Genomic DNA, 23,054 nt, shown 5'->3' on the forward strand with positions numbered 1-23,054 from the left:
CGCGCCAACCAGGATGGTGCGTATACCAATTTCATCGGTGCCGGCGCGTATGAGCATCATATTCCGGCGGCGGTGTGGGAGATCGTCACGCGCGGCGAGTTCTACTCCGCCTACACGCCGTATCAGGCCGAGGCGAGCCAGGGTACGCTGCAGCTGCTGTACGAGTACCAGACCATGATGGCCTCGCTGACCGGCATGGACATCTCGAATGCCTCGCTCTACGACGGCGCTTCGGGACTGGCGGAAGCGGTGCTGATGGCGGTGCGTGCCCATAAGAAGGCGCGCAAGATCCTGATACCTTCCACCGTGCACCCGATTTACCGCCGTGTCGTGCATGCCATCGTCACGAACCAGAACATCGAGCTCGTGGAAATTCCGCTGTGCATGGAATGCGGCAACATCATTCCGGAATCGCTCAAAATGTACGAAGGTGGCGAATTCGCCGCGCTCGTGATACCGCAGCCCAATTTCTTCGGTGTGCTGGAAGAGGTGGACACGCTCACCGACTGGGCGCACGCGAATGGCATGCTCGCCATCGGGCTCGTGAACCCCACTGCGCTGGCACTGTTGACGCCGCCGGGCGCATGGGGCGCGAAGGGCGCGGACATCGCCGTGGGCGAAGGCCAGCCGCTGGGTGCGCCGCTGTCTTCCGGCGGACCTTACTATGGCTTCATGTGCTGCAAGCAGGCGTTGGTGCGGCAGATGCCCGGTCGCATCATCGGGGGCACGGTCGATAAGGACGGCAAGCCGGGATTTACGCTGACGCTGCAGGCACGCGAGCAGCATATCCGCCGTTCCAAGGCGACCTCGAATATCTGCACCAACCAGGGTCTGGTGGTGACGGCCTCCACGATTTATATGGCGCTGCTGGGGCCGGAGGGATTGGAGCGCGTTGCCAGGGCGTGCCACGCGAATACAATGGCCCTCATCGACAAGCTCACCGCGATCAAGGGTGTGACACGCGTATTCGACCGCCCGGTGTTCCACGAGGCGGTGCTGCGGCTGGATGTGCCGGTCCCGGAGACGCTCCGCGCGCTCGAGGCCCAGGGCATACTCGGCGGCTACGATCTGACCGAGCATTACCCGCACCTGGGGCAATCGCTGCTGGTGTGCGCCACGGAAACACGCACGCAGCAAGACATCGAGCAATATGCGTTCCATCTGGAGCGCATTGTCAGCAAGCGGCGGCTTGATCCGCCGTGTGCCGTCAAAACAAACCCCAACGTTTAATTCTGAGGAGACACGACCATGGCCAAGATCACACTCGGTGGTAAGCCCATTAATACCAACGGCGACCTGCCCAAGGTCGGCAGCCCCGCGCCGGACTTCAAGCTGCAGGACGCCGATCTCAACGATCTCTCGCTTGCGAGCTTCAAGGGAAAAAAGAAATTGTTGAACATCGTGCCGAGCCTCGACACGCCGACCTGCGCCCTCTCAACGAAGAAATTCAACGAACAGGCAACCAAATATCCGAATACCGTTATGCTGATCGTCTCCGCCGACCTGCCGTTCGCGATGAAGCGCTTCTGCGCCGCCGAGAACACCGACAAGGTGAAGTCGCTGTCAATGATGCGCAGCCGCAATTTCGCCAAGGACTACGGCGTGCTCATCACCGACGGTCCGCTCGCCGGCATCACCGCGCGCGCCATCGTCGTGATCGACGAGAACAACAAGGTGGTGCATACCGAGCTGGTGCCGGAGATCAAACAGGAGCCGAATTACGAGAAGGCGTTGGCCGCGTTGAAATAGTTGAATAATAGTTTCGAACCGCCAAGACGCCAAGAACGCCAAGGAAAGAAGGGTTTGGTTTTTTCGGGTCCCCGTAGCCGCCGCCGAGCATCGCAGCCGGAATCGGGAACAGCGAGCCTCGTGTTTGAGCCCGAGGCGCGTTGTTCAGCGCCCGGCGAGTTAGGCGAGCGCCGATTCCGGCGAGAAGCGCAGGAAGGGGTCGGCGGCTCCGGGGCGTGCTTTCTTTGGTTTCTTTCTTTGCACGAGCAAAGAAAGAAACCCGCCTGCGGTGCGGGGAACCGCAATTAACAAGCTGCCGAAGGCGGCTCGACAAGATTTAATGCACAGATCGGATTAAGACATGCTGATATTCGAACAGTCACAAACCAACCGCCGCAATCCCTCGCAAGCCCCGCTTGCGAAAGCGGAAGTAAAGGACATTCCGGAGAAATTCCTCCGGAAAAAACGTCCGTTGCTGCCGGAAGTCTCCGAGATGCAGGCGGTGCGGCATTACACCCGGCTGTCACAGAAGAACTTCTCTATCGACACGCATTTCTATCCGCTCGGTTCGTGCACGATGAAATACAACCCGCGCGCCTGTAACAAGCTCGCGATGCTGCCGAACCTGCTCGGGCGCCACCCGTACGCGCCGGAGTCGACGGGGCAGGGGTTTCTCGCGTGTATGTACGAATTGCAGGAGATGCTGAAGGACGTCACCGGCATGAAGGCGGTGTCACTCACGCCGCTCGCCGGCGCGCAGGGCGAGTTCGCCGGGGTGGCCATGATCCGCGCCTATCACGAATCGTGCGGTGACAAAGCCCGTACCGAGATTCTCGTTCCAGATGCCGCGCACGGCACCAACCCGGCGACGGCGGTGATGTGCGGTTACACCGTGCGCGAGATTCCGACGGACGTAAACGGCGACGTGGAGCTTGAGGCTCTCAAAGCGGCGGTCGGACCGCAGACCGCGGGACTGATGCTGACGAATCCCTCCACGCTCGGTGTGTTCGAACGCAAGATCATCGAGATCGCCAAGATCGTGCACGAAGCCGGCGGGTTGCTCTACTACGACGGCGCGAACCTGAATGCGATCCTCGGGCGCGTGAAGCCGGGCGACATGGGTTTCGACGTGATCCACATGAACCTGCACAAAACCTTCTCTACGCCCCACGGCGGCGGCGGCCCGGGCGCGGGCCCGGTGGCGGCGAATGCACGCCTGGAGCCGTTCCTGCCGGTGCCCATCGTGGGCAAAGTGCAGAATAAGTATCTCTGGGAAACGGAAAAAACCCGTCCGCAGACGATCGGAAGATTGTCCGCCAACATGGGTAACGCCGGCGTGCTGCTGCGCGCCTACGTGTACGCGCGGTTGCTGGGGCGCGAGGGCATGCATCGCGTGGCCGAATTCTCCACGCTCAATGCCAACTACATCATGGCCGAGCTGGCGAAACGCGGGTTCGACATGGCGTATCCGATGCGGCGCGCCACGCACGAGTTCGTGCTGACCTTCAAGAAGCTCAAGGACGAGACCGGCGTGAGCGCAATGGACGTCGCCAAGCGCCTGCTCGACAAGGGCTACCATGCGCCGACGACTTATTTCCCGCTGCTCGTGCCCGAGTGCTTCCTGATCGAACCGACCGAGACCGAGGCCAAGGAAGAACTCGATGGTTTCATTGCCGCGATGGAGGAGATCGCGAAGGAAGCGCGTTCCAATCCCGAGGTCGTCAAGGGCGCCCCGCATACGCTGCCCGTGAAGCGCCTCGACGACGTGCGCGCCGCGCGCGAACTCAATCTCACCTGGAAGCAGACCGGCTGACCAATGACGCCACCGAGAGGCCTGCTTGATCTGCGGCGCGTGTGGCGCGCGGCGTGTTATTCGTTCAATGGTCTCAAAACCGCGCTGAAATACGAGGCGGCCTTCCGTCAGGAGATGGCGTTGTTTGTTTTTCTCGCGCCGCTTGGGTTATGGCTGGGCCGAGACGGCGTGGAGCGCTCACTGCTGGTCGGAAGCCTGATGCTGGTGCTGATTGTCGAGCTGCTGAATTCGGCGATTGAGACGGCGGTGAACCGCATCGGGAACGAACCGCATGAACTCTCCGGCCGGACCAAGGACATCGCTTCGGCGGCGGTGTTTCTCTCGCTGCTGCTCGTGGTGCTGGCATGGGTGCTGGTACTTTTCGACCGCTTTAGCTGAGCGCTGATGGCGTTTACGCCGCGGCCGTTTTATCCGTCACCAGCGGTTTTTCTCCGTGGTACTCGATACTCTGGCACTCAAGAAAAATCCGCTTGTCGCAACGCGCACACACGTCCGGGTTGTGGTTGTGAAACACAGTTTCGATCGCATCCGTCACGGTTAGGAAACCTTCGCCACCAGCACCGCGATCGAGGCGGCGTCGATCACGCGCTCGGAAACGCTTCCGAGCATGGTGCGTTCGAGACCGGTACGACCATGGCTGCCGACCACGATAAGGTCCGCTTTCTTCGTAGCGGATGTTTCGACGATCACCTTGTCGGGACGGCCGGGGTACACCACAGCCTCCGCGTCGATGTCGTGGCTCGTGAGGAACGCCGCCGCGCGATTCGCCGCCGCGTGGGCTTCCTTGTGGCGTTGCGCCGACTGGCTCGGGAGTGTCACCGACACCGCCGAAACCGGTGCCCCGAGAATCTTGGCGAGACTGCCGGCCATGGCGGTGGCGGCATCGGCGTAGACGGAACCGTCGGTCGCCAGCACGAAGCGCTGGCCTTTGATCTCGGCATTGCTCGGCACCACCAGCACGCTGCAGTGTGCGTGGCCGATGACCTTGGCGGTCGCCTGGCCGAGGTGCACGCGCGCCAGGCCGCGGCGACCCTCGCGACCCATAACGATCAGATCGGCGTTCATATTTTTAGCCTGATTTACAATCTCCTGGTACAGCCGCAAGCTGGTGTGGATGACTTCCGTGTCGCAGGTTACACCCGCGGCCACCGCCTCGTGCTCGACATCATCGAGGTGTTCGCGTGCCCGTGCGAGCACCGGTTCCGGGATCTGATCGGCGCCCGCGGCCAGTTCAGTGCTGGCGCGGGAGATCATGTGGATGACCCGAACGCGGGCGCCGCTTTTCTTGGCGATGTGCAGTGCCTCGTGAATCGCGCCGGCGCTGTATTCGGAGTCATCGCTCGCCACCAGCAGGCGTTCGATGTGCGGCAGGGCACCGAGTACCGGGACAGTCGCAGCAGCCATCGATAGCGGGCGCACCTGCGCGCATTCAAGAAAAATCCGCTTGTCGCAGCGGGCGCACACCCCGTGGTCGAGGTTCCGGAATATTGACTCGATGGCGTGCGCCTTGGTGAGGAAAATGTTTTCCGGGCCGATCAGGTCACGGAAGCCCCCGCGCCGCAGTGTATTGCAGGCCTCTTCCTTGATCTTGACCAGGTACAGGTTGCCACCCCGGGCCTTGCGCCGTTTCGCCTCGGCGGCCAGCATCTCGGCGCCGGCGATGTCGATAAAGTTGATGCCGTTGCCGATGATCAACAGGTGTTTCTGGTCCGGGTCCTCCGCCAGGAAGCGCTGAAACTCGCCCTGAACGTGATCCACCGCGCCGAAGAACAACGAGCCGTCGATGCGTACGATCTTGAGCTGCGGGCACTTGGGCAGTTTCGGATCGGTGACCAGATGACGGTTCGGGCTGGCCGGATCGGGTACGCGCGCGACCACCGCCGGCTGCGAGGTACGCATCAGATAGATGATGAGCGACAGCATCACGCCGACGTAAATCGCGAACTCGAGTTCCACGAACAGCGTGGCCAGGAACGTGGTCAGCAACACCGCCGTTTCACGCTTGCTGGTGCGCAGAATATTGGAGATGTGGTGAAAGTCGATGAGTCGATACGCCACGATCAGCAGGATGCCGGCCATAGCCGCGATCGGCAGGTGCGCCGCGAGCGGCGCGACGATGAGCACGATCAGGGCGAGCAAGACGGCGGCGAAGATAGCCGCCATGGGCGTAACCGCCCCGGCGGTGTAATTGATGCCGCTGCGGGTAAACGATCCGGAGGAGGCATAGCTCGAGAAAAAACCGCCGACGATATTCGCCAGCCCCTGACCGATAAATTCCTGGCTGCCGTCGATGCGTTGGCCGGACTTGAGCGCGACCGACTTGGCAATCGAGACCGCCTCCACAAGCCCGAGCATGGCGATGGCCAGCGCGCCGCTGCCGAGAAGCTTGAGCGACTTGAGCGACAGATCGGGGATGGAGAACGGCGGCAGATGTGCCGGCAGTTCGCCCACGAGCTTGATGTCTTTGGTTTCATAGGCGAACAGCGCGGCGAGCAGGCTGCCGATGATCATGGCGAACAGCATGCCGGGCCACCGCGGTTTGAAGCGTATGAACAGCACACCCGCGATCAGCGTGACCGCGGCGATGGCCGTGACGTAGGGATTGACCTCGTGTAGCTGGCGGTAAATATCCTGCCAGGTGTGCAGGAACGATTCACCCGCCGGGATGCTGATGCCAAGGAAATGCTTCAATTGGCTCGTGCCGATCAGAATCGCCGCGCCCGCGGTGAAACCGACCACCACCGAGTGCGACACGAAATTGACCAGCGCGCCCATGCGCGCCAGTCCCAGCGCGAACTGATAGATGCCAGCGAGGAGCGTCAGGGTCAGCGCCATGCTGATGAACTGGGCGCTGCCCGGCTCGGCGAATTTCGACACCGTGGCGAACACGACGATCGAGATGGCCGTGGTCGGCCCGGAGATCAGATGCCGCGAGGAGCCGAACAGGGCGGCGATGACGGGCGGAACCATGGCCGAATACAGGCCGTAGACCGGGGGCAGGCCGGCGATCATCGCGAAGGCCACGCCTTGCGGCAGCACCACCACCGCGCCGGTCAGACCGGCGATCAGGTCGGCGCGCAGCGTCTCCCGGTTGACCCGTGGCCACCAGCGCAGGAACGGGAAGAACCGCGCCCAGAAGACGTTACATTGCGGCGAGACGGAATAATCGGGCATGGACGACGCGCGGTTAAAAAATAACGGCGCGCATTGTATATTTTCCCGCGTGTTTTTTCATGTTTCCCGCGACCGATCGTTAGAAAAACCCGCCGCGCCCCCGTTTGAGGTGGTAAAAAGGCTTCGTTCCGCGCCGGTGTGAAAAATCAACGCCGTGACGCTTGCAAACGGATACGTTCCGCCTCAATAATCGCGCCCTTCCCAGTCCAGGTCAGCAAGATTTCATGCTTCAGGCGATCCACGACATATTCAATCACCCCGGCGCACGCAAGGTATTTCTTAAGCTCCGCTACGTGTTGTTCCTGGTGTTCCTGGCGGTTCTCGCGCGTTACACCGATGCCTCGCGATTGCCGGGCGGATTTCTCGTATCGCTGTTCGGCGAGGCGATCCAGCTCTGGTCGTTCGCCTCGCTGGTGAAGAACGAGCAGCTCACGGCGCGCGGACCGTACGTGCTGGTGCGCAATCCGATGTACCTCGGCCGGTTCTTTCTTATCTTGGGTCTGGTGCTGTTGCTCGGCAACGTTTATCTTACCGTGGGCTATGTAGTTCTTTATTATTTTTACATGGTCAACCGCGTGCAGCGCGAGGAGCGGCGCCTGACGGAAATTTTGGGCCAGCCGTACCGCGATTATGGCGCGCGCGTGAACCGCTTTCTGCCCGCTTTCGGCAAACTGACCGATCCGGCGGTGCGGTATTTCAATTGGCAGGTATTGTTCCACAACAACGGCCATTGGAATCTTCTGGCCATGCTGCTGTTTTACGGAGCGTTGTACGTCTACGTGGCGTATTTCCGCTGAGACGCGGAATCAGGACGTCATGTTGCTGGACGGATCGCCTTCACGCCGGCGCTGGCGCCGGTCCAGCCACCAGGCCAGCAGCGGCAGCGTCAGGCTGGTGCCGGGAAGCGCGGCGGTTGTCAGATAAAGTCCCAGTCGTGAAAGCCGGCGCAATTGGGCGCGCAGTTCGGCGCGTTCGGCCCGGGTCCATTTCTGTCCATTTCGCGGCTTCATCAGCAGCGCCATCAGTCCCGGCACCTGCGCGATCTCAGCGCGAATGCGCGATTTCTCGCGCTCATGGAGTTTCCGCGCGGCCTTGAACAGACGACCCAGGTCCGAAAGGATTCCGCTGGGCGCTTGTGAGGACGCTGGCTCGATGACCAGTGCGGAGACGCGTGGCGGCTGAATGTCAGAGTTGGGCAAGGGCTGGGTTCCTGGCGGGTCTTGATTAACTTGTAAGGAAATTCTGCATATTCCATGCCACGAACCCCCGCGAGAGGCCAAAACTGCCGCAATAACCGACTAAATCACGCGGTCGACAAAATGCGCCTCCAGCTTGGGCACTAGACCGGTGCGAAACCTTTTGCTTCCCACGTCCTAGTTCAGCGACACCTCGAAATCCGCCAGTTTCGTGACCGGTGTCTGGCAGGCATGACCCACGCAGACGTAGGCGGTGACACCGTTCAAAGCCTTGCGCTCGGCGAGCACGCCGGGAAGATTTGCAGCGTCGTCCGGAATCGCGAACACCGGCCGGTGCGGGCGGTAGTGGCGGCCGGCCAGTGACTGCCAGGGCTGCATCGCCTCGGGCGTTCCGCGCAACACCACCGTCTGGGGCGGATCGAGATGTTCCTCCAGCGCCAGCAGCAACGCCCCGTGAGTGGAGGGCTGGCTTCGCAGACTCGAGTACAGTGCCTCCAGCGTGCGCTCCGCGGCGTGCAGATAATTGAGATCACCGAGCACATGGCCGAGCCGCAAGAGCACGAGCGCCGCCACACCGTTGCCCGAAGGAATGGCGTCATCCGCGACAGGCTTGGGACGGTAAACCAGCTTCTCGTGATCGTCGCCGGTGAAATAAAAGCCGCCGTGGCTTTCGTCCTCGAAATGTTCGAGCACGGTGTCGGCCAGTGTGCGTATGAAATCGAAATCCTGTCCGCGCCATTGCGCCTGCAGCAATTCGAGCGCCCCTTCCATCAGGAACACGTGGTCGTCGAGGTAGGCATTCAGATGCGACTTACCGTCCTTGTGCGTGGCCAGCAGACGGCTGTCGCGCCAGAGTTGCGCGTGGATGAAATCCAGTGCGCGCACGGCCGAATTGATGAAATCGGGCCGGCCCAGCACCCGACCGGCGCGCGCCATGCCCTTGATCATGAGTCCGTTCCACGAGGTCAGGATCTTTTCATCCCGCCCCGGGCGCACGCGCTTTTCGCGCGCCATAAAAAGTTTGCCGCGCGCGGACTCCAGCAACGCCACGATATCGGCTTCGCCACACTGACGCTCGAGGGCCAGGGTCGCGTAATCGACGCGCACATTGAGATGCCACTGGCCTTCGAAATTGGGCGCGCCCTTTAAACCGAAACGCCGTTCGACGGTTTCCCATTCATCGGGCTCAAGCAGCGAACGGATCTCGTCCGTGGTCCAGACGTAGAACTTTCCTTCGTGACCCTCGGAGTCGGCATCGAGCGCCGAGTAATAGCCTCCGCCCGGCGCCTGCATTTCACGCATCACCCATTCCGCCGTTTCAAGGGCGATGCGCCGGAACAGCGAGTCGCCGGTCGCGAGCCAGGCATCGGTGTAGAGCGGCAACAGCTGGGCGTTGTCGTACAGCATCTTTTCAAAGTGCGGAATCTCCCAGCGCTCGTCCACCGAGTAGCGGCAGAAGCCGCCGTCGACCTGGTCGTAGAGGCCGCCGTGGGCCATGGCCGTGAGCGTGTCGCGCGTCATGCGCAGCGCCTGCTGATCTTCTGAGCCTTGGCGGCCACTCTGTTCCCAGCGGTGCAGGCACAGCTCGATCGAGGTGGGGTGCGGAAATTTCGGTGCGCCGCCGAAGCCGCCCCAGCGCGCGTCGAACTGGCGCTGCAATTCGGCATGTGCCTGGTCGAGCACTTCCGGCCCGGGATGCACACCCGGCGCCGGACCCGGCGGTTGCAGACGCGTGAAAATGTCGCGCAGCGAGTCGTTCTGCTCGCGGATGGCGTCGCGCTTTTGAGCGTAAACTCCAGCCACGTGGCGCAGCAGTTCGGTGAATCCCGGCATGCCGTATTTGGCTGTCTTGGGGAAATACGTCCCGCCGAAAAACGGCATTTGATCGGCGGGCGTGAGAAACATGTTGAGCGGCCAGCCGCCGGCGCGTTGCGCCAGGACCTGGTGCGCAGTCTGGTAGATCTTGTCGAGATCGGGACGTTCCTCGCGGTCCACCTTGATGCACACGAACAGCTCGTTCATTACGCGCGCGACGTCTTCATCCTCGAACGACTCGTGCTCCATCACGTGGCACCAGTGACAGGCTGAGTAGCCGATCGAGACCAGGATCGGCTTGTCCTCGCGCCGCGCCTTCTCCAGCGCTTCCGCGCCCCACGGATACCAGTCCACCGGGTTGTGCGCGTGCTGCTGGAGGTAGGGACTGGTTTCGTGGATGAGGCGATTGGTGTACGCGGTCTGGCTCATATTTATATTCCGACGAATCTGGTCAACTATAGCGGCTTGGCAAACCGGATGGTAGCGCCCAGCGCCCGAGGCGAAGCTCCTTCGAAGGGAGGACGCCGGGGGCCGCCACATGAAACTACGTTCATTGAGTCACCTGGCCACCACCGCCGAAAGAGCTATCGCCTCGGGCGGTGGCGGCCCCTTCGGCAATGGGCGCAGGTAGCCGCAATGAACCAAGTTTCCTTGGGCGCTACTGCCGCCGTCTCCGAAAGAGCTGCGCCATGGGATCCGGCGGCTACTATTTGCTCGGTTCTGCCGGAGATTTCTGGAATAATCCGCCCTCGCATAAGAACTGAATTTTTGTGCCCCGGCACACGGAACCGTCACCCGAAATGTTCACCGCTCAACCCCGCGCTTCCATGGCATCTCCCCCGGCAGAGCCGGCGTGGTGGCGCGACATGCTTTTATTGACGCTGATACTCGGCCTGCTGTTCGGGTGGGGGCTCGGCCAACGCGCGCTGTGGCATCCGGATGAGGGACGTTACGTCGAGATTCCACGCGAGATGACGGTGTCCGGCGATTACGTCACGCCGCGTTTGAACGGCGTGAAGTATTTCGAGAAGCCGGTGCTGTTCTACTGGCTGCAGGCAGGAACGATCAGGACGTTCGGACTGAAAGAATGGGCCATGCGCCTGTGGCCGGCGGCGTTCGCCCTCATCGGCTGTCTCGCGGTGTATGTCGCGGGGCGCAAGCTTTACGACCGGCGCACCGGTTTGGTCGCGGCGGCCGTGCTCGCCACCGCGCCGCTCTATTATTTTCTCGGGCGCGCCATTACGCTCGACATGGCGTTATCGGCGTTGCTCACGGTGGCGTTGTTCGCCTTCTTGCTCGGCACGCGCGAACCGCCCGGACGCGCGCGCCGCCATTATTTCTGGACCTTCTACGCCTGCGCCGCGCTCGCCACCCTGACCAAGGGCCTCATCGGCATGGTGATTCCGGCCATGGTAATCGGTGCGTGGATCCTGATCCTGAACGAGTGGCGGCTGCTCAAGTCGATTTATCTTCCGTCCGGGCTGGCGCTGTTCCTGCTCATCGCCGCGCCGTGGCATATCGCGGCGGCACGCGCCAACCCCGAGTTCGCGCAGTTTTATTTCATCCATGAGCATTTCCAGCGCTACCTGACCAAGGTGCACGACCGCTACCAGCCCGCCTGGTTTTTCATTCCGGTGCTGCTCGCAGGTTTCTATCCGTGGACTGCTTATCTGACGCAGGCCGTGGTGAAGAACTGGCCGATTTCGTGGCGCGCGCGTCACGAAAACCGCGAGGGTCTGTTTCTCCTGCTGTGGGTGGGACTGGTGTTTGCCTTCTTCTCGTTTTCGGATTCCAAACTCGTTCCCTACATCCTTCCGATCCTGCCGCCATTGGCGTTGCTGGTGGCGCGTTATCTGACGCAGCACTGGGAGGCAGCGTCATCCGCGAGTCTGCGCGCCGGAACCTGGGCGTTACTCGCGCTAGGGTTCATGCTGGCGCTGGCATTGACCTTCGTTCCGGAGAGCACACCCGACCGTCCGCGCGTGGCGGAATACGCCGCGGTGTTCGGCGGTTACGCTTGGTTGATTCTGGGCAGCCTGCTGGCCACGGCCCTGGTGCCGTTCGGCGTCGGTTTCTTGCGGCGCCCGCTCTGGACCGTCGTGGCGCTGGCGCTCACTTCGGCGGTGTTTCTGGGCGTGGTCGACCGGGGCTTCAGCTATCTGGATCACAAGCGCTCGGTCAAGGATCTGGCCCTGGTGTTGAAACCGCTGCTGCAGGCCGGCGACGAGGTCATGACCTACCAGGAGTATTATCAGGACCTGCCGGTGTATCTCGAGCGGCGCATTACCGTCGTCGACTGGAAAGGGGAACTGCGGTTCGGCACCGAGGTCGAGGACGTGAGCGACTGGATGATCGACGAGGCCTCCTTCTGGCGCCGCTGGGACGGGCCGCACCGGGCCTACCTGCTGACCGGGCAAGGCAACTATGACAAACTGCGGGCCGAGGGGCGCGGGCGGTTTCACCTGATCGCGCAGACCGGATCGAACGTGCTGGTGACCAACAGGATGGGGCAACCATGAACTATTTCCCGCTGATTCTGCTGGGCGTGCTGCTCAACGCCGGCGCGCAGCTGCTGCTCAAGGCGGGCATGCGCCGTGTCGGCTATTTCGAGTTCGCTTGGGCGAATTTCGTTCCCATCGGCCTGCAGGTGGCGGCCAACCCGTTCGTGCTCGCCGGCCTGTTCGCTTACGTGCTGAGCGTCGCGGTATGGTTGCTGGTGCTGTCGCGCGTGGAGGTGGGCTTCGCCTACCCGATGCTATCCGTGGGCTACATCGTCAACGCCGTGGCCGGCTACTACCTGTTCCAGGAAAATCTTTCGCTGACGCGCATCACCGGCATTCTCATCATCATCGCCGGGGTTTATCTGGTTACCCGCAGCTAGGATGCCGCCATGACGGATGAATTTCTGCCGTTCTCGCGGCCTTCGATCAGCCGTGAGGCCATCAATGAAGTGGTGGCCTGTCTGGAATCCGGCTGGATCACCACCGGTCCGCGGGTCAAGAAATTCGAAGAAGAACTCAAGCGTTACTTCAATGCGTCGCACGCACTCGCCCTGTCCTCCGCCACCGCGGGACTGCACCTGACGCTGCTCGCGCTCGAACTCAAGCCCGGCGACGAGGTGATAACCACGCCGATGACCTTTGCCGCCACGCTCAACACCATCGTGCTGGCGGGCGGCAAGCCGGTGCTGGTGGACGTGGAGCCCGACACGTACAACATGGATATGTCGAAACTCGCCGCAGCGATCACCAAACAGACACGCGCGATCATGCCGGTGCATTTCGCCGGTTTGCCGGTGGATCTGGATCCGCTGTACGAACTGGCGGACAAGCATGGCCTGCGCGTGATCGAAGACGCCGCGCATGCCATCGGCACGGAATACAAGGGCAGGCGCATCGGCGCCTTCGGCGACACTCAGGTTTTCAGTTTCCATCCCAATAAGAACATGACCACGGGCGAGGGCGGTTGTGTGGTGACGCGCGACGACAAGCTGGCCGAGAAAATCGCGCTGCTGCGCTTTCACGGCATGGACCGCGAGGCCTGGAACCGTTTCGGCAAGAGCGGTTCGCAGCACTACGAGATTATTACTCCGGGCCTCAAGTACAACATGATGGACATCCAGGCCGCGCTCGGCCTGCATCAACTCCCCGCGCTCGACGGTTTCATAAAACGTCGCACGGAGTTGGCGCTGCGCTACCAGAAACTCCTCGCCGACTGGCCGCAGTGGACCCGACCCGGCACGCCGGCATTCGCCCATCGCCACGCCTGGCACCTGTACACGCCGCTGATCAACCCCGCGGCCGCGGGCATGGACCGCGATGCCTTCATGCAGGGCATGAAGGAGCGTAACATCGGCACCGGGCTGCATTACCGCGCGGTGCACCTGTATCCTTATTACCGCGAGCGCTACGGCTTCAAGCCTGGCGATTTTCCGAACGCCGAAAGCATCGGCGACCGTATCGTGAGCCTGCCGCTGTTCCCCGGCATGCGCGACGCCGACCAGGACCGGGCGATCGCCGCCATGGCCGATTTGTTCGGAAGGAAGTGACGTGACCAAGCCTTATTTGAGTGTCGTGATTCCGGTATACAACGAGCAGGAAAACCTGCCGGGGTTGTTCCTGCGCCTGACGGCGACGCTCGACAAGGTCGGGAAACCCTTCGAGATTCTCTTCACCAACGACGGCAGCCGCGACAACTCGCTCGTGCTGCTCAGGGATTTTCACAAGCAACGCCCGAAACAGGTGCGCGTGATCGACTTCAACGGCAATTTCGGCCAGCACATGGCGATCATGGCGGCGTTCGAGCGCGCGCGCGGCGAGGTGATCGTGACGCTCGACGCCGACCTGCAGAATCCACCGGAGGAAATACCGAAGCTGCTGGCGGCGATCGAGAACGGACATGACGTCGTCGGCGGCTACCGCAAGGAGCGGCAGGATTCCTGGTTCCGCCGCAAGGCGTCGCGCCTGATCAACGCGGTGCGCGAGCGCACCACGCGCATCCGCATGCGCGACCAGGGCTGCATGCTGCGTGCCTACCGCCGCAATATCGTCGAACACATCACCGCCAGCGGCGAGACCTCGACCTTCATCCCGGCGCTGGCCATGAGTTACGCCGCCAATCCCACGGAGGTTGAAGTCGAACACGCCGCGCGTGTGGCCGGGACCTCGAAGTACCGGCTCTACGACCTGATTCGCCTCAACTTCGATCTCATGACGGGCTTTTCCGTCGTACCGCTGCAGGTATTCACATTCTTCGGCATAGTCATTGCCACCGGCAGCCTGCTGTTCGTGATTTATCTTTTTATCCGCCGTCTGGTGGTCGGCCCGGAAGCGGAGGGTGTGTTCACGCTGTTCGCGATCCTGTATTTCCTGGTCGGTGTCGGCATCATGGGGCTTGGCGTCATCGGCGAGTACATCGGCCGCATCTATCAGGAAGTCCGCCGCCGCCCGCGCTTCATGATCCGCGATATCTACGAACAGCTCGATACCCAGAAGGCGGGCACGGGTGACTGAGCCCGGCATCGTGGTCTTCGGTTACCACGACGTCGGTGTCGAATGCCTCGATGCGCTGATTTCCCGCGGCAGCCGCGTCATCGCGGTATTCACGCATCGTGACAATCCCGAGGAGAAAATCTGGTTCAGGTCGGTGGCGCAGCTCGCACGCCGGCACGGCATCGCGGTGCACACACCCGATTTCGTGAACACGCCGGAATGGATCGCCCGGTTGCGCGAGCTGCAGCCGGATATCATTTTTTCGTTCTACTACCGCAACATGATTTGCCAGGAGATCCTGGAGATCCCGCGCCTCGGTGCCTTCAACATGCACGGTTCACTACTGCCGAAATACCGCGGGCGGGTGCCGATAAACTGGGCGGTGCTGAACGGCGAAATCCGGACCGGCGCGACACTGCACCATATGGTCAAGCGTCCCGACGCCGGTGACATCGTGGATCAGGAAGCCGTGCCCATCGGCCCGCGCGAAACGGCGCAGGATGTTTTTATTAAAGTGACGGCGGCCACACGCCAGGTTCTGGAACGCAGCCTGGAGGCGATCAAACAGGGTCGCGCGTCGCGCCGGCCACAGGACGAATCCCAGGCAAGCTACTTTGGCGGGCGCAAACCGGACGACGGACGCATCGACTGGCACGCCGACACCCAGCGAATTTTCAACTTCATCCGCGCGCTGACCCATCCCTATCCCGGGGCCTTCACGGACGTGGAGGGTCGTCGGTTTTTCGTCTGGTGGGCCGAGCCGCGGCCGGATGGCGCCGGCCGGCCGGGCCAGGTGGTTTCGGTCGCACCGTTGCGGGTGGCGACCGGTCAGGGGTGCCTGGAAATCACGAAATGGCAGTGGCGCGGCGCCCCGGAGCAGGAGGGCGGCGCGCATGGTCTGCGGACCGGCCAGGTCCTGGGCGAAGCGACACCGCGGGCGGCCACGGTTTAACATATGCATCTTTCGAATGGAGTCAGCATGAGCCTCAAAGTCTTGATCCTCGGTGTGAACGGTTTCATCGGCAACAGTCTGACCGAGCGCATCCTGCGCGACACCGACTGGGAGGTCTACGGCATGGACATGGGCCGGGACAAACTCGACCGGTGTCTCGGCCACGACCGTTTCCACTACGTCGAAGGCGACATCACCATCAACAAGGAGTGGATCGAGTACCACGTCAAGAAATGCGACGTGGTGCTGCCCCTGGTGGCCATCGCCACGCCCGCGACCTACGTGCTCGATCCGCTGCGCGTGTTCGAGCTCGACTTCGAGGCCAACCTGGCGGTGGTGCGCCAGTGCGTGCGCTACAAAAAGCGCGTGCTGTTTCCCTCGACCTCCGAGGTGTATGGCATGAGCGCGGACACCGAGTTCGACGAGGAGTCTTCGAACCTCGTGCTCGGGCCGATCAACAAACCGCGCTGGATTTATTCGTGCAGCAAGCAGCTGCTCGACCGCGTGATCGCCGCCTACGGCCAGCAGCAGGGCTTCAAATACACCCTGTTCCGGCCGTTCAACTGGATCGGGCCCAAGCTCGACAATATCCTGGAGCCCAAGGAAGGCAGCTCGCGCGTGCTCACGCAGTTCATCGGCAACATCCTGCGCGGCAAGGACATCCAGCTCGTCGACGGCGGCGCGCAGCGCCGCAGTTTCACTTACATCGACGACGGCGTGGATGCGCTCATGCGCATCATCGAAAACAAGGACGGCTGCGCCGACGGGCGCATCTTCAACATCGGCAATCCGAAAAACGACATGTCGGTGCGGGAGCTGGCCGAGACCGTGCTCGCGCTCGTGAAGACCTATCCCAAGTTTGCTCCGCTGGCGGAAAAGACCCGTCTGGTGTCGGTAAGCTCGGGCGATTATTACGGCAAGGGTTATCAGGACATCCTGACGCGCGTGCCGTCGATCCGTAACGCCGAGAAATACCTGGGCTGGAAGCCCGTTACCGACTTCAAGACGGCGCTGCGCAAGACGCTCGATTACCATCTCGGCCGGCCGTCGCAGGAACTGGAAGGTTGACCGGCGGCCATGCCGGAGACGCGCCTCGCGATCAAGGTCGATGTCGATACCGATCGCGGCACGCGCGTCGGCGTGCCCCGGCTTCTGGATCTCTTCGACGAATTCGGCATCAAGGCGACTTTTCTCTTTTCCCTCGGTCCTGACAACACCGGCCGTGCCATCCGGCGTATCTTCCGGCCGGGCTTCTTCCAGAAAGTTGCGCGTACCAGTGTTGTCAGTACCTACGGGTTGCGCACCCTGCTGAACGGCGTGTTGTGGCCCGGTCCGCACATCGGCCGGCGCAACGGAGCGATCCTGCGCGCCGCGCGCGACCGTGGCCACGAAGTCGGGATCCATTGTTACGACCATATCCGCTGGCAGGACGGTCTGGCACGCATGTCGCGCGCCGAGGTTTACGCCGAATTCGACAAGGCGCGTCGCGAGTTCGAGCGCGTCTTCGGGGGGTCCGCGCAAACCGCTGGCGCCGCCGGCTGGCAGGCGAACGCCCTGAGCCTGGCGGCCTACGATGACGCCGGCCTGCTGTACGCCAGCGATACGCGCGGCACGCACGCCTTTTTCCCGCGCGCGAACGGGACTGTGTTCAAGACTTTGCAGATTCCGACGACGTTGCCCACGCTAGATGAATTGCTCGGACGCCCGGAACATCCCGAAGAGCGCCTGGTCGAACAGTACCTGTCATGGCTGCGCCCGGGACAACTCAATGTGCTGACCGCTCACGCCGAGATTGAAGGCATGATAAAAATTGATCTGTTCCACGCACTGTTGGCGCAGGCGCAAAAACGGGATGTTCGTTTCGTCCGCCTGGATGATTTAGCGCGCGAACATCTGCGCGAACGCGATCGCATTCCGGTCGGTGAGTTGATTCAAGGCGAAGTGGACGGCCGTTCCGGGACGCTCGCGGTGCAGAAGGCCGCCTGAGTCCGCGTAGCGTTTGCACCTGCTCTCATTCATAATCCCGCCCCATGCTTGCTCCTGACATCGACCCGGTTGCGATCCATCTCGGCCCGCTCAAGGTCCACTGGTACGGGCTCATGTATCTCGTCGGTTTTCTCGGCGCGTGGTGGCTCGGTATTTACCGCGCGAAGCGTCCCGGTTCCGGCTGGTACCCGCAGGAAATCGCCGATTTTCTTTTTTATGGCGCGCTCGGCGTCATCCTCGGCGGCCGCATTGGTTATGTGCTTTTCTATAACTTCGGTTATTACCTCGAGCATCCGATTGAGATCTTTTACATCTGGACCGGCGGCATGTCGTTCCACGGCGGTCTGCTCGGTGTCATCGTCGCCATGTGGCTGTATGCGCGCCGAACCCATCGCCCGTTTTTTGTTGTAGCCGATTTTGTCGCGCTGCTGACCCCGCTGGGCCTGGGCGCCGGCCGTCTCGGCAATTTCATCAACCATGAACTCTGGGGCCGCACCACCGACGTGCCTTGGGGGATGGTATTTCCCAACGCCGGACCACTGCCTCGTCACCCTTCCCAACTTTACGAATTTACCCTCGAAGGGGTGGCGCTGTTCCTTGTTCTCTGGATTTATGCGCGCAAGCCGCGACCGGAGGCTGCTGTCTCGGGGGTGTTTCTGTTCTGCTACGGGGTGTTCCGTTTTCTGGTGGAGCTTGTGCGCGAGCCGGACGCCCAGCTCGGCTACCTCGCCTTCGGCTGGGTGACCATGGGGCAGGTGTTGAGCCTGCCGATGGTTTTTCTGGGAGTCTGGATGTTCTGGTGGGCGTATCGGAAAGCCGAAACAAAGCTAGACGCTACTTAATCCAAACCGTTTTTACATTTACAAACTCCCGAATGCCGTGCACAGACAGTTCGCGTCCATAGCCTGAGGCCTTGATGCCGCCGAAGGGCAGGCGCGGATCGCTTTTCACCAGCCCGTTGACGAAACTCGCGCCTGACTGGAGGCGCCGCGCCAGCCATTCACCTTTTTTGACATCCCGCGTCCACAGACTCCCACCCAGCCCGTAGCGGTTGTCATTGGCGATACGCATCGCGGCTTCTTCATCCTTGGCCCGGATCATGATCGCCACCGGACCGAACAGCTCTTCCTCGTAGGCGCGCATGCCGGAGCCGACATGGTCGATGATCGTGGGCTCGTAGAAAAATCCCGGACCGGCCGCCGGTCCGCCGTGCAGCGCGAACGTCGCCCCCACCGTCACGGAGTCCGCCACTTGCCGGTGCAGCTGGTCGCGCAGGTCGGCGCGCGCCATGGGTCCGAGCTCGGTGCTTTCCTGTGCCGGATCGCCCAGGCGCAGGGCATGGGCTTTGTGCCTGAAAAGTTCGATAAAGGATTCGGCGATCGATTCAACCAGGATGAAACGCTTCGCGGCGATGCAGCTCTGCCCGCAGTTGAGGAAGCGCGAGGCCACGCCGACGGACGCCGCCCGTTCGAGATCGGCATCCGGCAGGACGATGAAAGCATCCGAGCCGCCGAGTTCGAGCACGGATTTCTTGAGGTTGGCCCCGGCCGCCGCCGCCACCTTTCTTCCGGCCGCGTCGCTGCCCGTGAGCGTCACCGCGTGAATGCGCGGATCGGCGATGATTTTTTCCGCTTGTTCTGCGGAAATCATGAGTGCGCGAAAAACGCCTTTGGGGAAACCGGCCTTGTGGAAGACCTCTTCGATGGCGAGAGCGCATTGCGGGACGTTCGAAGCGTGTTTCAGCACCGCGGTGTTGCCCGCCATGAGGCTTGGCGTGGCGAAGCGGAACACCTGCCAGAACGGGAAGTTCCACGGCATGATCGCGAGCACGGTCCCGAGCGGCGGGTAAGCGACGTAGCTGGTGCTCGCGTCGGATTCGATCTTTTCGTCCTGGAGGAAAGTCGCGGCGTGCTCGGCGTAGAACTCGCAGCCCAAGGCGCATTTCTCCACCTCGGCGCGCGCCTCCTTGGTGATCTTGCCCATCTCGAGAGTGATTATTCCTGCATAATGTGTCGCGTTATTTCGCAGTTCGGCGGCGGCGTTGCGGAACAGCCGCGCTCGCTCGGTGAACGCGGTCGCTTGCCAGCTGGCGGTGGCCGCGGCGGCATCGGCGAGCGCCGCATCCGTTTGCCGTTCGTTCCATACATCGAAGGTTTTCAACCGCTCGCCGGTGGTAGGATTGATCGTTTCCATGTTCATGGGTTATATCCTTGGCCGTTCAGTGGCATTCATTCCTGCGTAGTTATCTATAATAAGGCAGCATGCAGCGATTCCTCTCGATTTTTTTACTTCTGGCCGGGCTGGCATGCGTGGGCGGCGCGTCGTTCGCGCAGGATTTGATCCAGGACGAAGAAGGCAGCCGCCGTGATTATCTGGCCGCGATCGAGGCCTTGAAGGCCGGTCAGACCGCGCGTTTCAAGACACTCTATGCGCGCCTGGACGGTTACATCCTGCGCGGCTATCTCGAATACGAATCCATCAAGAATCGTGTTGCATCCACTCCCGCGGACGACCTCCGGCGCTTTCTCGCGGAAAACAGCCAAGCGCCGGTCAGCGATACCATCCGCAAGAAATGGTTGCGCGTGCTGGCGAACCGCGGCGACTGGAAGAATTTTCTCAAGGAATACCAGGACATCGAGGACGATCCCGAATTGCAGTGCCTGCGTGTTTCGTACCTGCTGAAGGCGAGCGAGGAGCAGGCCGCCCTCATGACCGAAGTGGAAAAACTCTGGCTCACCGGCAAGCAACTGCCCCGGACCTGCGAGCCGGTGTTCGCTGCCTGGAAAAAAGCCGGGCATATGACCAGCGACAAGGTCTGGGCGCGCATCCGCTTGGCGATGGAGTCGCGCAACCTGCGTCTCGCCGGCGAGCTCGCGCAATATCTCGATCCCTCCGAGCGGGTGTGGGTTAGGCGCTGGCAGGCGATGCACCGCGATCCGGTGCGCGAGCTGCACAACATCGCCTATCCGGTCGAAACGCCGGTGGCGCGCATGGTTGTCAAGCACGGCGTGGTGCGCCTCGCCTACCGCGATCCCGAGGAGGCCATGGTGCAATGGGACCTGCTCAAGCACAAATACCAGTTCTTCGGCGAGGATGACAATTATGTCCTGCGCTACATCGGCATTCTCGCGGCGCAGGACCAGCTGCCCCAGGCGCTCCAGTGGCTGTCCGCGGTTTCCGCCGACCCGGGTGACATGACGCTGCACCTGTGGCGGGTGAAAACGGCGTTGCGCGCCGGGCAATGGGAAATGGCCAAGCGCTTCATCGCGGGATTGAGCGAGGAGCAGCGGCAGGACAGCCAATGGCGCTACTGGACCGCGCGTATTCTGGAGTCCACGGGCAACAAGGATGAGGCGCGTCGTCTCTACGAGACCCTCGCGCGCGACCGCAGCTACTATGGATTTCTCGCCGCCGACCGCGCCGGCATGGACTACTCCATGCAGCACGTGAGCACCGACGCGACCCCGGAAGAGGTGAGCGCGATGCTGGCGCGTCCCGGCATCCAGATGGCGCAGGAGCTGTTTCTGATGGGACAGGTGACCGACTCGCGCCGCCAGTGGAACTGGATCACGCGCCGCCTGAACAACCGTGATCTGGCCGTGGCCGCGGTGATCGCGCGCCAGTGGGGCTGGCATGACCGCGCCATCCTCACGGTGGCGCGCAGCGACCAGCAGGACGATCTCGAGCTGCGCTTCCCGCTGCTGTACCGCGACACGATCGAGGCCAACGCCACCGAGTATGGCATCGATCCCAGCTGGGTTTACGGCGTGGTGCGGCAGGAATCGGCCTTCGTCGCGGATGCCCGTTCGCAGGCGGGCGCGCTCGGGCTGATGCAGCTGATGCCGTCCACCGGCCGGCTCACGGGGCGCAAGCTCAACATGCCGATCCGCAACAACCGCGCACTGCTCAACATCGAGAACAACCTGCGCCTGGGCGTGAGTTACCTGAAGGAGGTGCTCGGGCGCAACAACGGCAACCAGGTGCTGGCCACGGCCTCGTATAACGCCGGTCCGAACCGCGTGAACTCGTGGTTGCCGGACAAGACACTGGACGCCGACATCTGGGTGGAAACCATCCCGTACGGTGAGACCCGCGACTACGTGAAAAACGTTATGTCCTATACCACCGTGTACGACCATCGCCTCGGCAGCCGCCCGGCGCGCCTGCAGGAGCGCATGCAGAGCGTATATCCAGCGGAAAAGTGAGCACCGACGAACCGGTCAGGCTGAAGGAACCGGTCGCGATTACCGGCCGGCCATCCTGTCGCAGGGGCCGCCTTAGCTGGAAATGTTGATCTACACTTCCAATGTGGCCCCGCTGACGTGTGACTCCGCCATACGGAACATGAATCCTGAAGGCTGTTAGCACCTCGTTAAACGGAATTTATTTCAAGGGGGAACTCCTTTGGTAAATCTGGAAAAGCGTATCTTTCTTCTGGAAAGCGAGCTGCGCGACCGCGAAATCGAGATTTCGCTGCTCAAGGAAACCGCCGACGCGATCAACAGCGAGTTGGACCTGCAAAAGGTCTTTCAGCTGGCGGTGGAGCGCGCCCGGAATCTCATCATGGCAGAAACCGTATTGTTGCCGGTACTGGACGATAACGGGACTGAGTACACCTACCGGGCCGGGTGCGGGAAAAACGCGGACGAGATCGTGGGCCAGTCCCTGCCCATGGACATTGGTGTCTGTGGCTGGGTATGGCGCCATAAACGCGCATGGTGGCACGGCGTGCTGGCTGAGCTCGATGAGACCGAGCGCAACAAATGGGAGAAGGAAGCGGGCAGCATCCTGCTCGTGCCCCTCGTCGGCAAACGTTATTTTCTCGGCGGTCTGGCCGGGATCAACAAGATCGGCGGTGGGGACTTCACCAAACGCGATCTCCATCTGCTTTCGCTTTTCGCCACCCAGGTCAGCTTTGCCATCGAGAATGCCGCGCTGTTCGACCAGCTGAACAAGGCCAAGGAAGAAACCGAAGCATACCAGCGCGATATGCAGGAGCTGAACACCGAGCTGGAAAGGCGCGTGGCGCAGCGGACCTCCGCCCTGGCCGACGCGGTGAAGGAACTCGAACACCTGGCGCTGCACGACATGCTGACGGACCTGCCGAACCGTTTGCTGGTCGAGGACCGGTTGCAGCAGGGAATCCTGATCGCCCGGCGCGAGAAAAAATCGCTGGCGTTTACCATGATCGACCTCAATCAGTTCAAGGAGGTCAACGACCGGCACGGGCACGACGTGGGCGACAGCCTGTTGAAGCAGGTGGCCTTGCGTCTGCAGCGCGTCCTGCGGCAATCGGACACGGCCGGCCGGCTCGGCGGCGACGAGTTCGCCCTGGTGCTTCCCTCCACCGACGAGGCCGGGGCGGTGAAGGTCGCCGAGAAGTTGATCAAGGTCCTGGA

The 23,054-nt window shown here is 62.0% G+C and carries 20 protein-coding genes; 15 read left to right on the forward strand and 5 right to left on the reverse strand.

The genetic code is table 11. The features are described from left to right. The 4 genes from gcvPA to ACC569_RS08385 form a co-directional block, all read left to right on the forward strand. On the forward strand, window positions 1-1,230 hold a 1,230-nt coding region (gene gcvPA / locus ACC569_RS08370), incomplete at its 5' end, for an aminomethyl-transferring glycine dehydrogenase subunit GcvPA (protein ID WP_372523060.1). 18 nt (window positions 1,231-1,248) lie between these two features. Next, complete coding sequence (tpx, locus tag ACC569_RS08375; RefSeq protein WP_372523061.1) at window positions 1,249-1,749, forward strand: thiol peroxidase; 501 nt, start codon at window positions 1,249-1,251, stop codon at window positions 1,747-1,749. A gap of 340 nt (window positions 1,750-2,089) precedes the next feature. Next, complete coding sequence (gene gcvPB / locus ACC569_RS08380; protein ID WP_372523062.1) at window positions 2,090-3,541, forward strand: aminomethyl-transferring glycine dehydrogenase subunit GcvPB; 1,452 nt, start codon at window positions 2,090-2,092, stop codon at window positions 3,539-3,541. 3 nt (window positions 3,542-3,544) lie between these two features. Beyond that, a complete protein-coding gene (locus tag ACC569_RS08385; RefSeq protein ID WP_372523063.1) occupies window positions 3,545-3,919 on the forward strand; it encodes a diacylglycerol kinase in 375 nt (124 codons plus the stop codon). A gap of 13 nt (window positions 3,920-3,932) precedes the next feature. On the opposite strand, the gene ACC569_RS08390 is transcribed toward ACC569_RS08385, so the two are convergent. Beyond that, window positions 3,933-4,076: a hypothetical protein gene (locus tag ACC569_RS08390; RefSeq protein ID WP_372523064.1), complete on the reverse strand. Its 144-nt coding sequence runs from the start codon at window positions 4,074-4,076 to the stop codon at window positions 3,933-3,935. A gap of 2 nt (window positions 4,077-4,078) precedes the next feature. Next, window positions 4,079-6,715, reverse strand: a complete 2,637-nt coding sequence (gene sulP, locus ACC569_RS08395) for a sulfate permease (RefSeq protein WP_372523065.1) — start codon at window positions 6,713-6,715, stop codon at window positions 4,079-4,081. A gap of 224 nt (window positions 6,716-6,939) precedes the next feature. On the opposite strand from sulP, the gene ACC569_RS08400 reads away from it, so the two are divergent. Beyond that, complete coding sequence (locus tag ACC569_RS08400; RefSeq protein ID WP_372523066.1) at window positions 6,940-7,512, forward strand: isoprenylcysteine carboxylmethyltransferase family protein; 573 nt, start codon at window positions 6,940-6,942, stop codon at window positions 7,510-7,512. A gap of 9 nt (window positions 7,513-7,521) precedes the next feature. On the opposite strand, the gene ACC569_RS08405 is transcribed toward ACC569_RS08400, so the two are convergent. Together ACC569_RS08405 and ACC569_RS08410 are read right to left on the reverse strand one after the other, a co-directional pair. Further along, on the reverse strand, window positions 7,522-7,914 hold the full coding sequence (locus ACC569_RS08405) for a hypothetical protein (RefSeq protein ID WP_372523067.1): 393 nt from the start codon (window positions 7,912-7,914) through the stop codon (window positions 7,522-7,524). Window positions 7,915-8,088: 174 nt separating this feature from the next. After that, complete coding sequence (locus ACC569_RS08410) at window positions 8,089-10,155, reverse strand: thioredoxin domain-containing protein (protein ID WP_372523068.1); 2,067 nt, start codon at window positions 10,153-10,155, stop codon at window positions 8,089-8,091. A gap of 398 nt (window positions 10,156-10,553) precedes the next feature. Between ACC569_RS08410 and ACC569_RS08415 the strand changes: the two genes are divergently transcribed. Genes ACC569_RS08415 through lgt form a run of 8 tightly spaced genes read left to right on the forward strand, consistent with a single transcriptional unit; the run spans window position 10,554 to window position 18,497 of the window. Continuing rightward, window positions 10,554-12,245 carry a phospholipid carrier-dependent glycosyltransferase gene (locus tag ACC569_RS08415; protein WP_372523069.1) on the forward strand — a complete coding sequence of 564 codons (1,692 nt, stop codon included), beginning with the start codon at window positions 10,554-10,556 and terminating at the stop codon, window positions 12,243-12,245. Next, window positions 12,242-12,607, forward strand: a complete 366-nt coding sequence (locus ACC569_RS08420) for an EamA family transporter (protein ID WP_372523070.1) — start codon at window positions 12,242-12,244, stop codon at window positions 12,605-12,607. The genes ACC569_RS08415 and ACC569_RS08420 overlap by 4 nt, the downstream gene beginning before the upstream one ends. A gap of 9 nt (window positions 12,608-12,616) precedes the next feature. Continuing rightward, window positions 12,617-13,774: a DegT/DnrJ/EryC1/StrS family aminotransferase gene (locus ACC569_RS08425; protein ID WP_372523071.1), complete on the forward strand. Its 1,158-nt coding sequence runs from the start codon at window positions 12,617-12,619 to the stop codon at window positions 13,772-13,774. A gap of 1 nt (window position 13,775) precedes the next feature. Beyond that, the gene (locus ACC569_RS08430) at window positions 13,776-14,738 is read left to right on the forward strand and encodes a glycosyltransferase (protein ID WP_372523072.1); all 963 of its coding nucleotides are present in this window, start codon (window positions 13,776-13,778) and stop codon (window positions 14,736-14,738) included. Continuing rightward, on the forward strand, window positions 14,731-15,669 hold the full coding sequence (locus ACC569_RS08435; RefSeq protein WP_372523073.1) for a formyltransferase: 939 nt from the start codon (window positions 14,731-14,733) through the stop codon (window positions 15,667-15,669). The genes ACC569_RS08430 and ACC569_RS08435 overlap by 8 nt, the downstream gene beginning before the upstream one ends. A 27-nt stretch (window positions 15,670-15,696) precedes the next feature. After that, window positions 15,697-16,737, forward strand: a complete 1,041-nt coding sequence (locus ACC569_RS08440) for a bifunctional UDP-4-keto-pentose/UDP-xylose synthase (protein ID WP_372523074.1) — start codon at window positions 15,697-15,699, stop codon at window positions 16,735-16,737. A gap of 9 nt (window positions 16,738-16,746) precedes the next feature. Continuing rightward, window positions 16,747-17,655, forward strand: a complete 909-nt coding sequence (locus ACC569_RS08445) for a polysaccharide deacetylase family protein (RefSeq protein ID WP_372523075.1) — start codon at window positions 16,747-16,749, stop codon at window positions 17,653-17,655. Window positions 17,656-17,699: 44 nt separating this feature from the next. After that, window positions 17,700-18,497, forward strand: a complete 798-nt coding sequence (gene lgt / locus ACC569_RS08450) for a prolipoprotein diacylglyceryl transferase (protein WP_372523076.1) — start codon at window positions 17,700-17,702, stop codon at window positions 18,495-18,497. On the opposite strand, the gene ACC569_RS08455 is transcribed toward lgt, so the two are convergent. After that, a complete protein-coding gene (locus ACC569_RS08455; protein ID WP_372523077.1) occupies window positions 18,490-19,854 on the reverse strand; it encodes an NAD-dependent succinate-semialdehyde dehydrogenase in 1,365 nt (454 codons plus the stop codon). The genes lgt and ACC569_RS08455 overlap by 8 nt on opposite strands. A gap of 62 nt (window positions 19,855-19,916) precedes the next feature. On the opposite strand from ACC569_RS08455, the gene ACC569_RS08460 reads away from it, so the two are divergent. Continuing rightward, on the forward strand, window positions 19,917-21,860 hold the full coding sequence (locus tag ACC569_RS08460) for a transglycosylase SLT domain-containing protein (RefSeq protein WP_372523078.1): 1,944 nt from the start codon (window positions 19,917-19,919) through the stop codon (window positions 21,858-21,860). A 199-nt stretch (window positions 21,861-22,059) separates the two neighbouring features. Next, the coding region (locus ACC569_RS08465; RefSeq protein ID WP_372523079.1) for a diguanylate cyclase domain-containing protein at window positions 22,060-23,054 on the forward strand (995 nt) is incomplete at its 3' end.

This window comes from Sulfuricaulis sp. (genome assembly GCF_041499725.1).
GTDB lineage: Bacteria > Pseudomonadota > Gammaproteobacteria > Acidiferrobacterales > Sulfurifustaceae > Sulfuricaulis.

Coding starts and splice junctions, on each gene's coding strand:
- tpx (WP_372523061.1), top strand. CDS start 1,249: ATGGCCAAGATCACACTCGGTGGTAAGCCCATTAATACCAACGGCGAC.
- gcvPB (WP_372523062.1), top strand. CDS start 2,090: ATGCTGATATTCGAACAGTCACAAACCAACCGCCGCAATCCCTCGCAA.
- ACC569_RS08385 (WP_372523063.1), top strand. CDS start 3,545: ATGACGCCACCGAGAGGCCTGCTTGATCTGCGGCGCGTGTGGCGCGCG.
- sulP (WP_372523065.1), bottom strand. CDS start 6,715: ATGCCCGATTATTCCGTCTCGCCGCAATGTAACGTCTTCTGGGCGCGG.
- ACC569_RS08400 (WP_372523066.1), top strand. CDS start 6,940: ATGCTTCAGGCGATCCACGACATATTCAATCACCCCGGCGCACGCAAG.
- ACC569_RS08410 (WP_372523068.1), bottom strand. CDS start 10,155: ATGAGCCAGACCGCGTACACCAATCGCCTCATCCACGAAACCAGTCCC.
- ACC569_RS08415 (WP_372523069.1), top strand. CDS start 10,554: ATGGCATCTCCCCCGGCAGAGCCGGCGTGGTGGCGCGACATGCTTTTA.
- ACC569_RS08420 (WP_372523070.1), top strand. CDS start 12,242: ATGAACTATTTCCCGCTGATTCTGCTGGGCGTGCTGCTCAACGCCGGC.
- ACC569_RS08425 (WP_372523071.1), top strand. CDS start 12,617: ATGACGGATGAATTTCTGCCGTTCTCGCGGCCTTCGATCAGCCGTGAG.
- ACC569_RS08440 (WP_372523074.1), top strand. CDS start 15,697: ATGAGCCTCAAAGTCTTGATCCTCGGTGTGAACGGTTTCATCGGCAAC.
- ACC569_RS08445 (WP_372523075.1), top strand. CDS start 16,747: ATGCCGGAGACGCGCCTCGCGATCAAGGTCGATGTCGATACCGATCGC.
- lgt (WP_372523076.1), top strand. CDS start 17,700: ATGCTTGCTCCTGACATCGACCCGGTTGCGATCCATCTCGGCCCGCTC.
- ACC569_RS08455 (WP_372523077.1), bottom strand. CDS start 19,854: ATGAACATGGAAACGATCAATCCTACCACCGGCGAGCGGTTGAAAACC.
- ACC569_RS08460 (WP_372523078.1), top strand. CDS start 19,917: ATGCAGCGATTCCTCTCGATTTTTTTACTTCTGGCCGGGCTGGCATGC.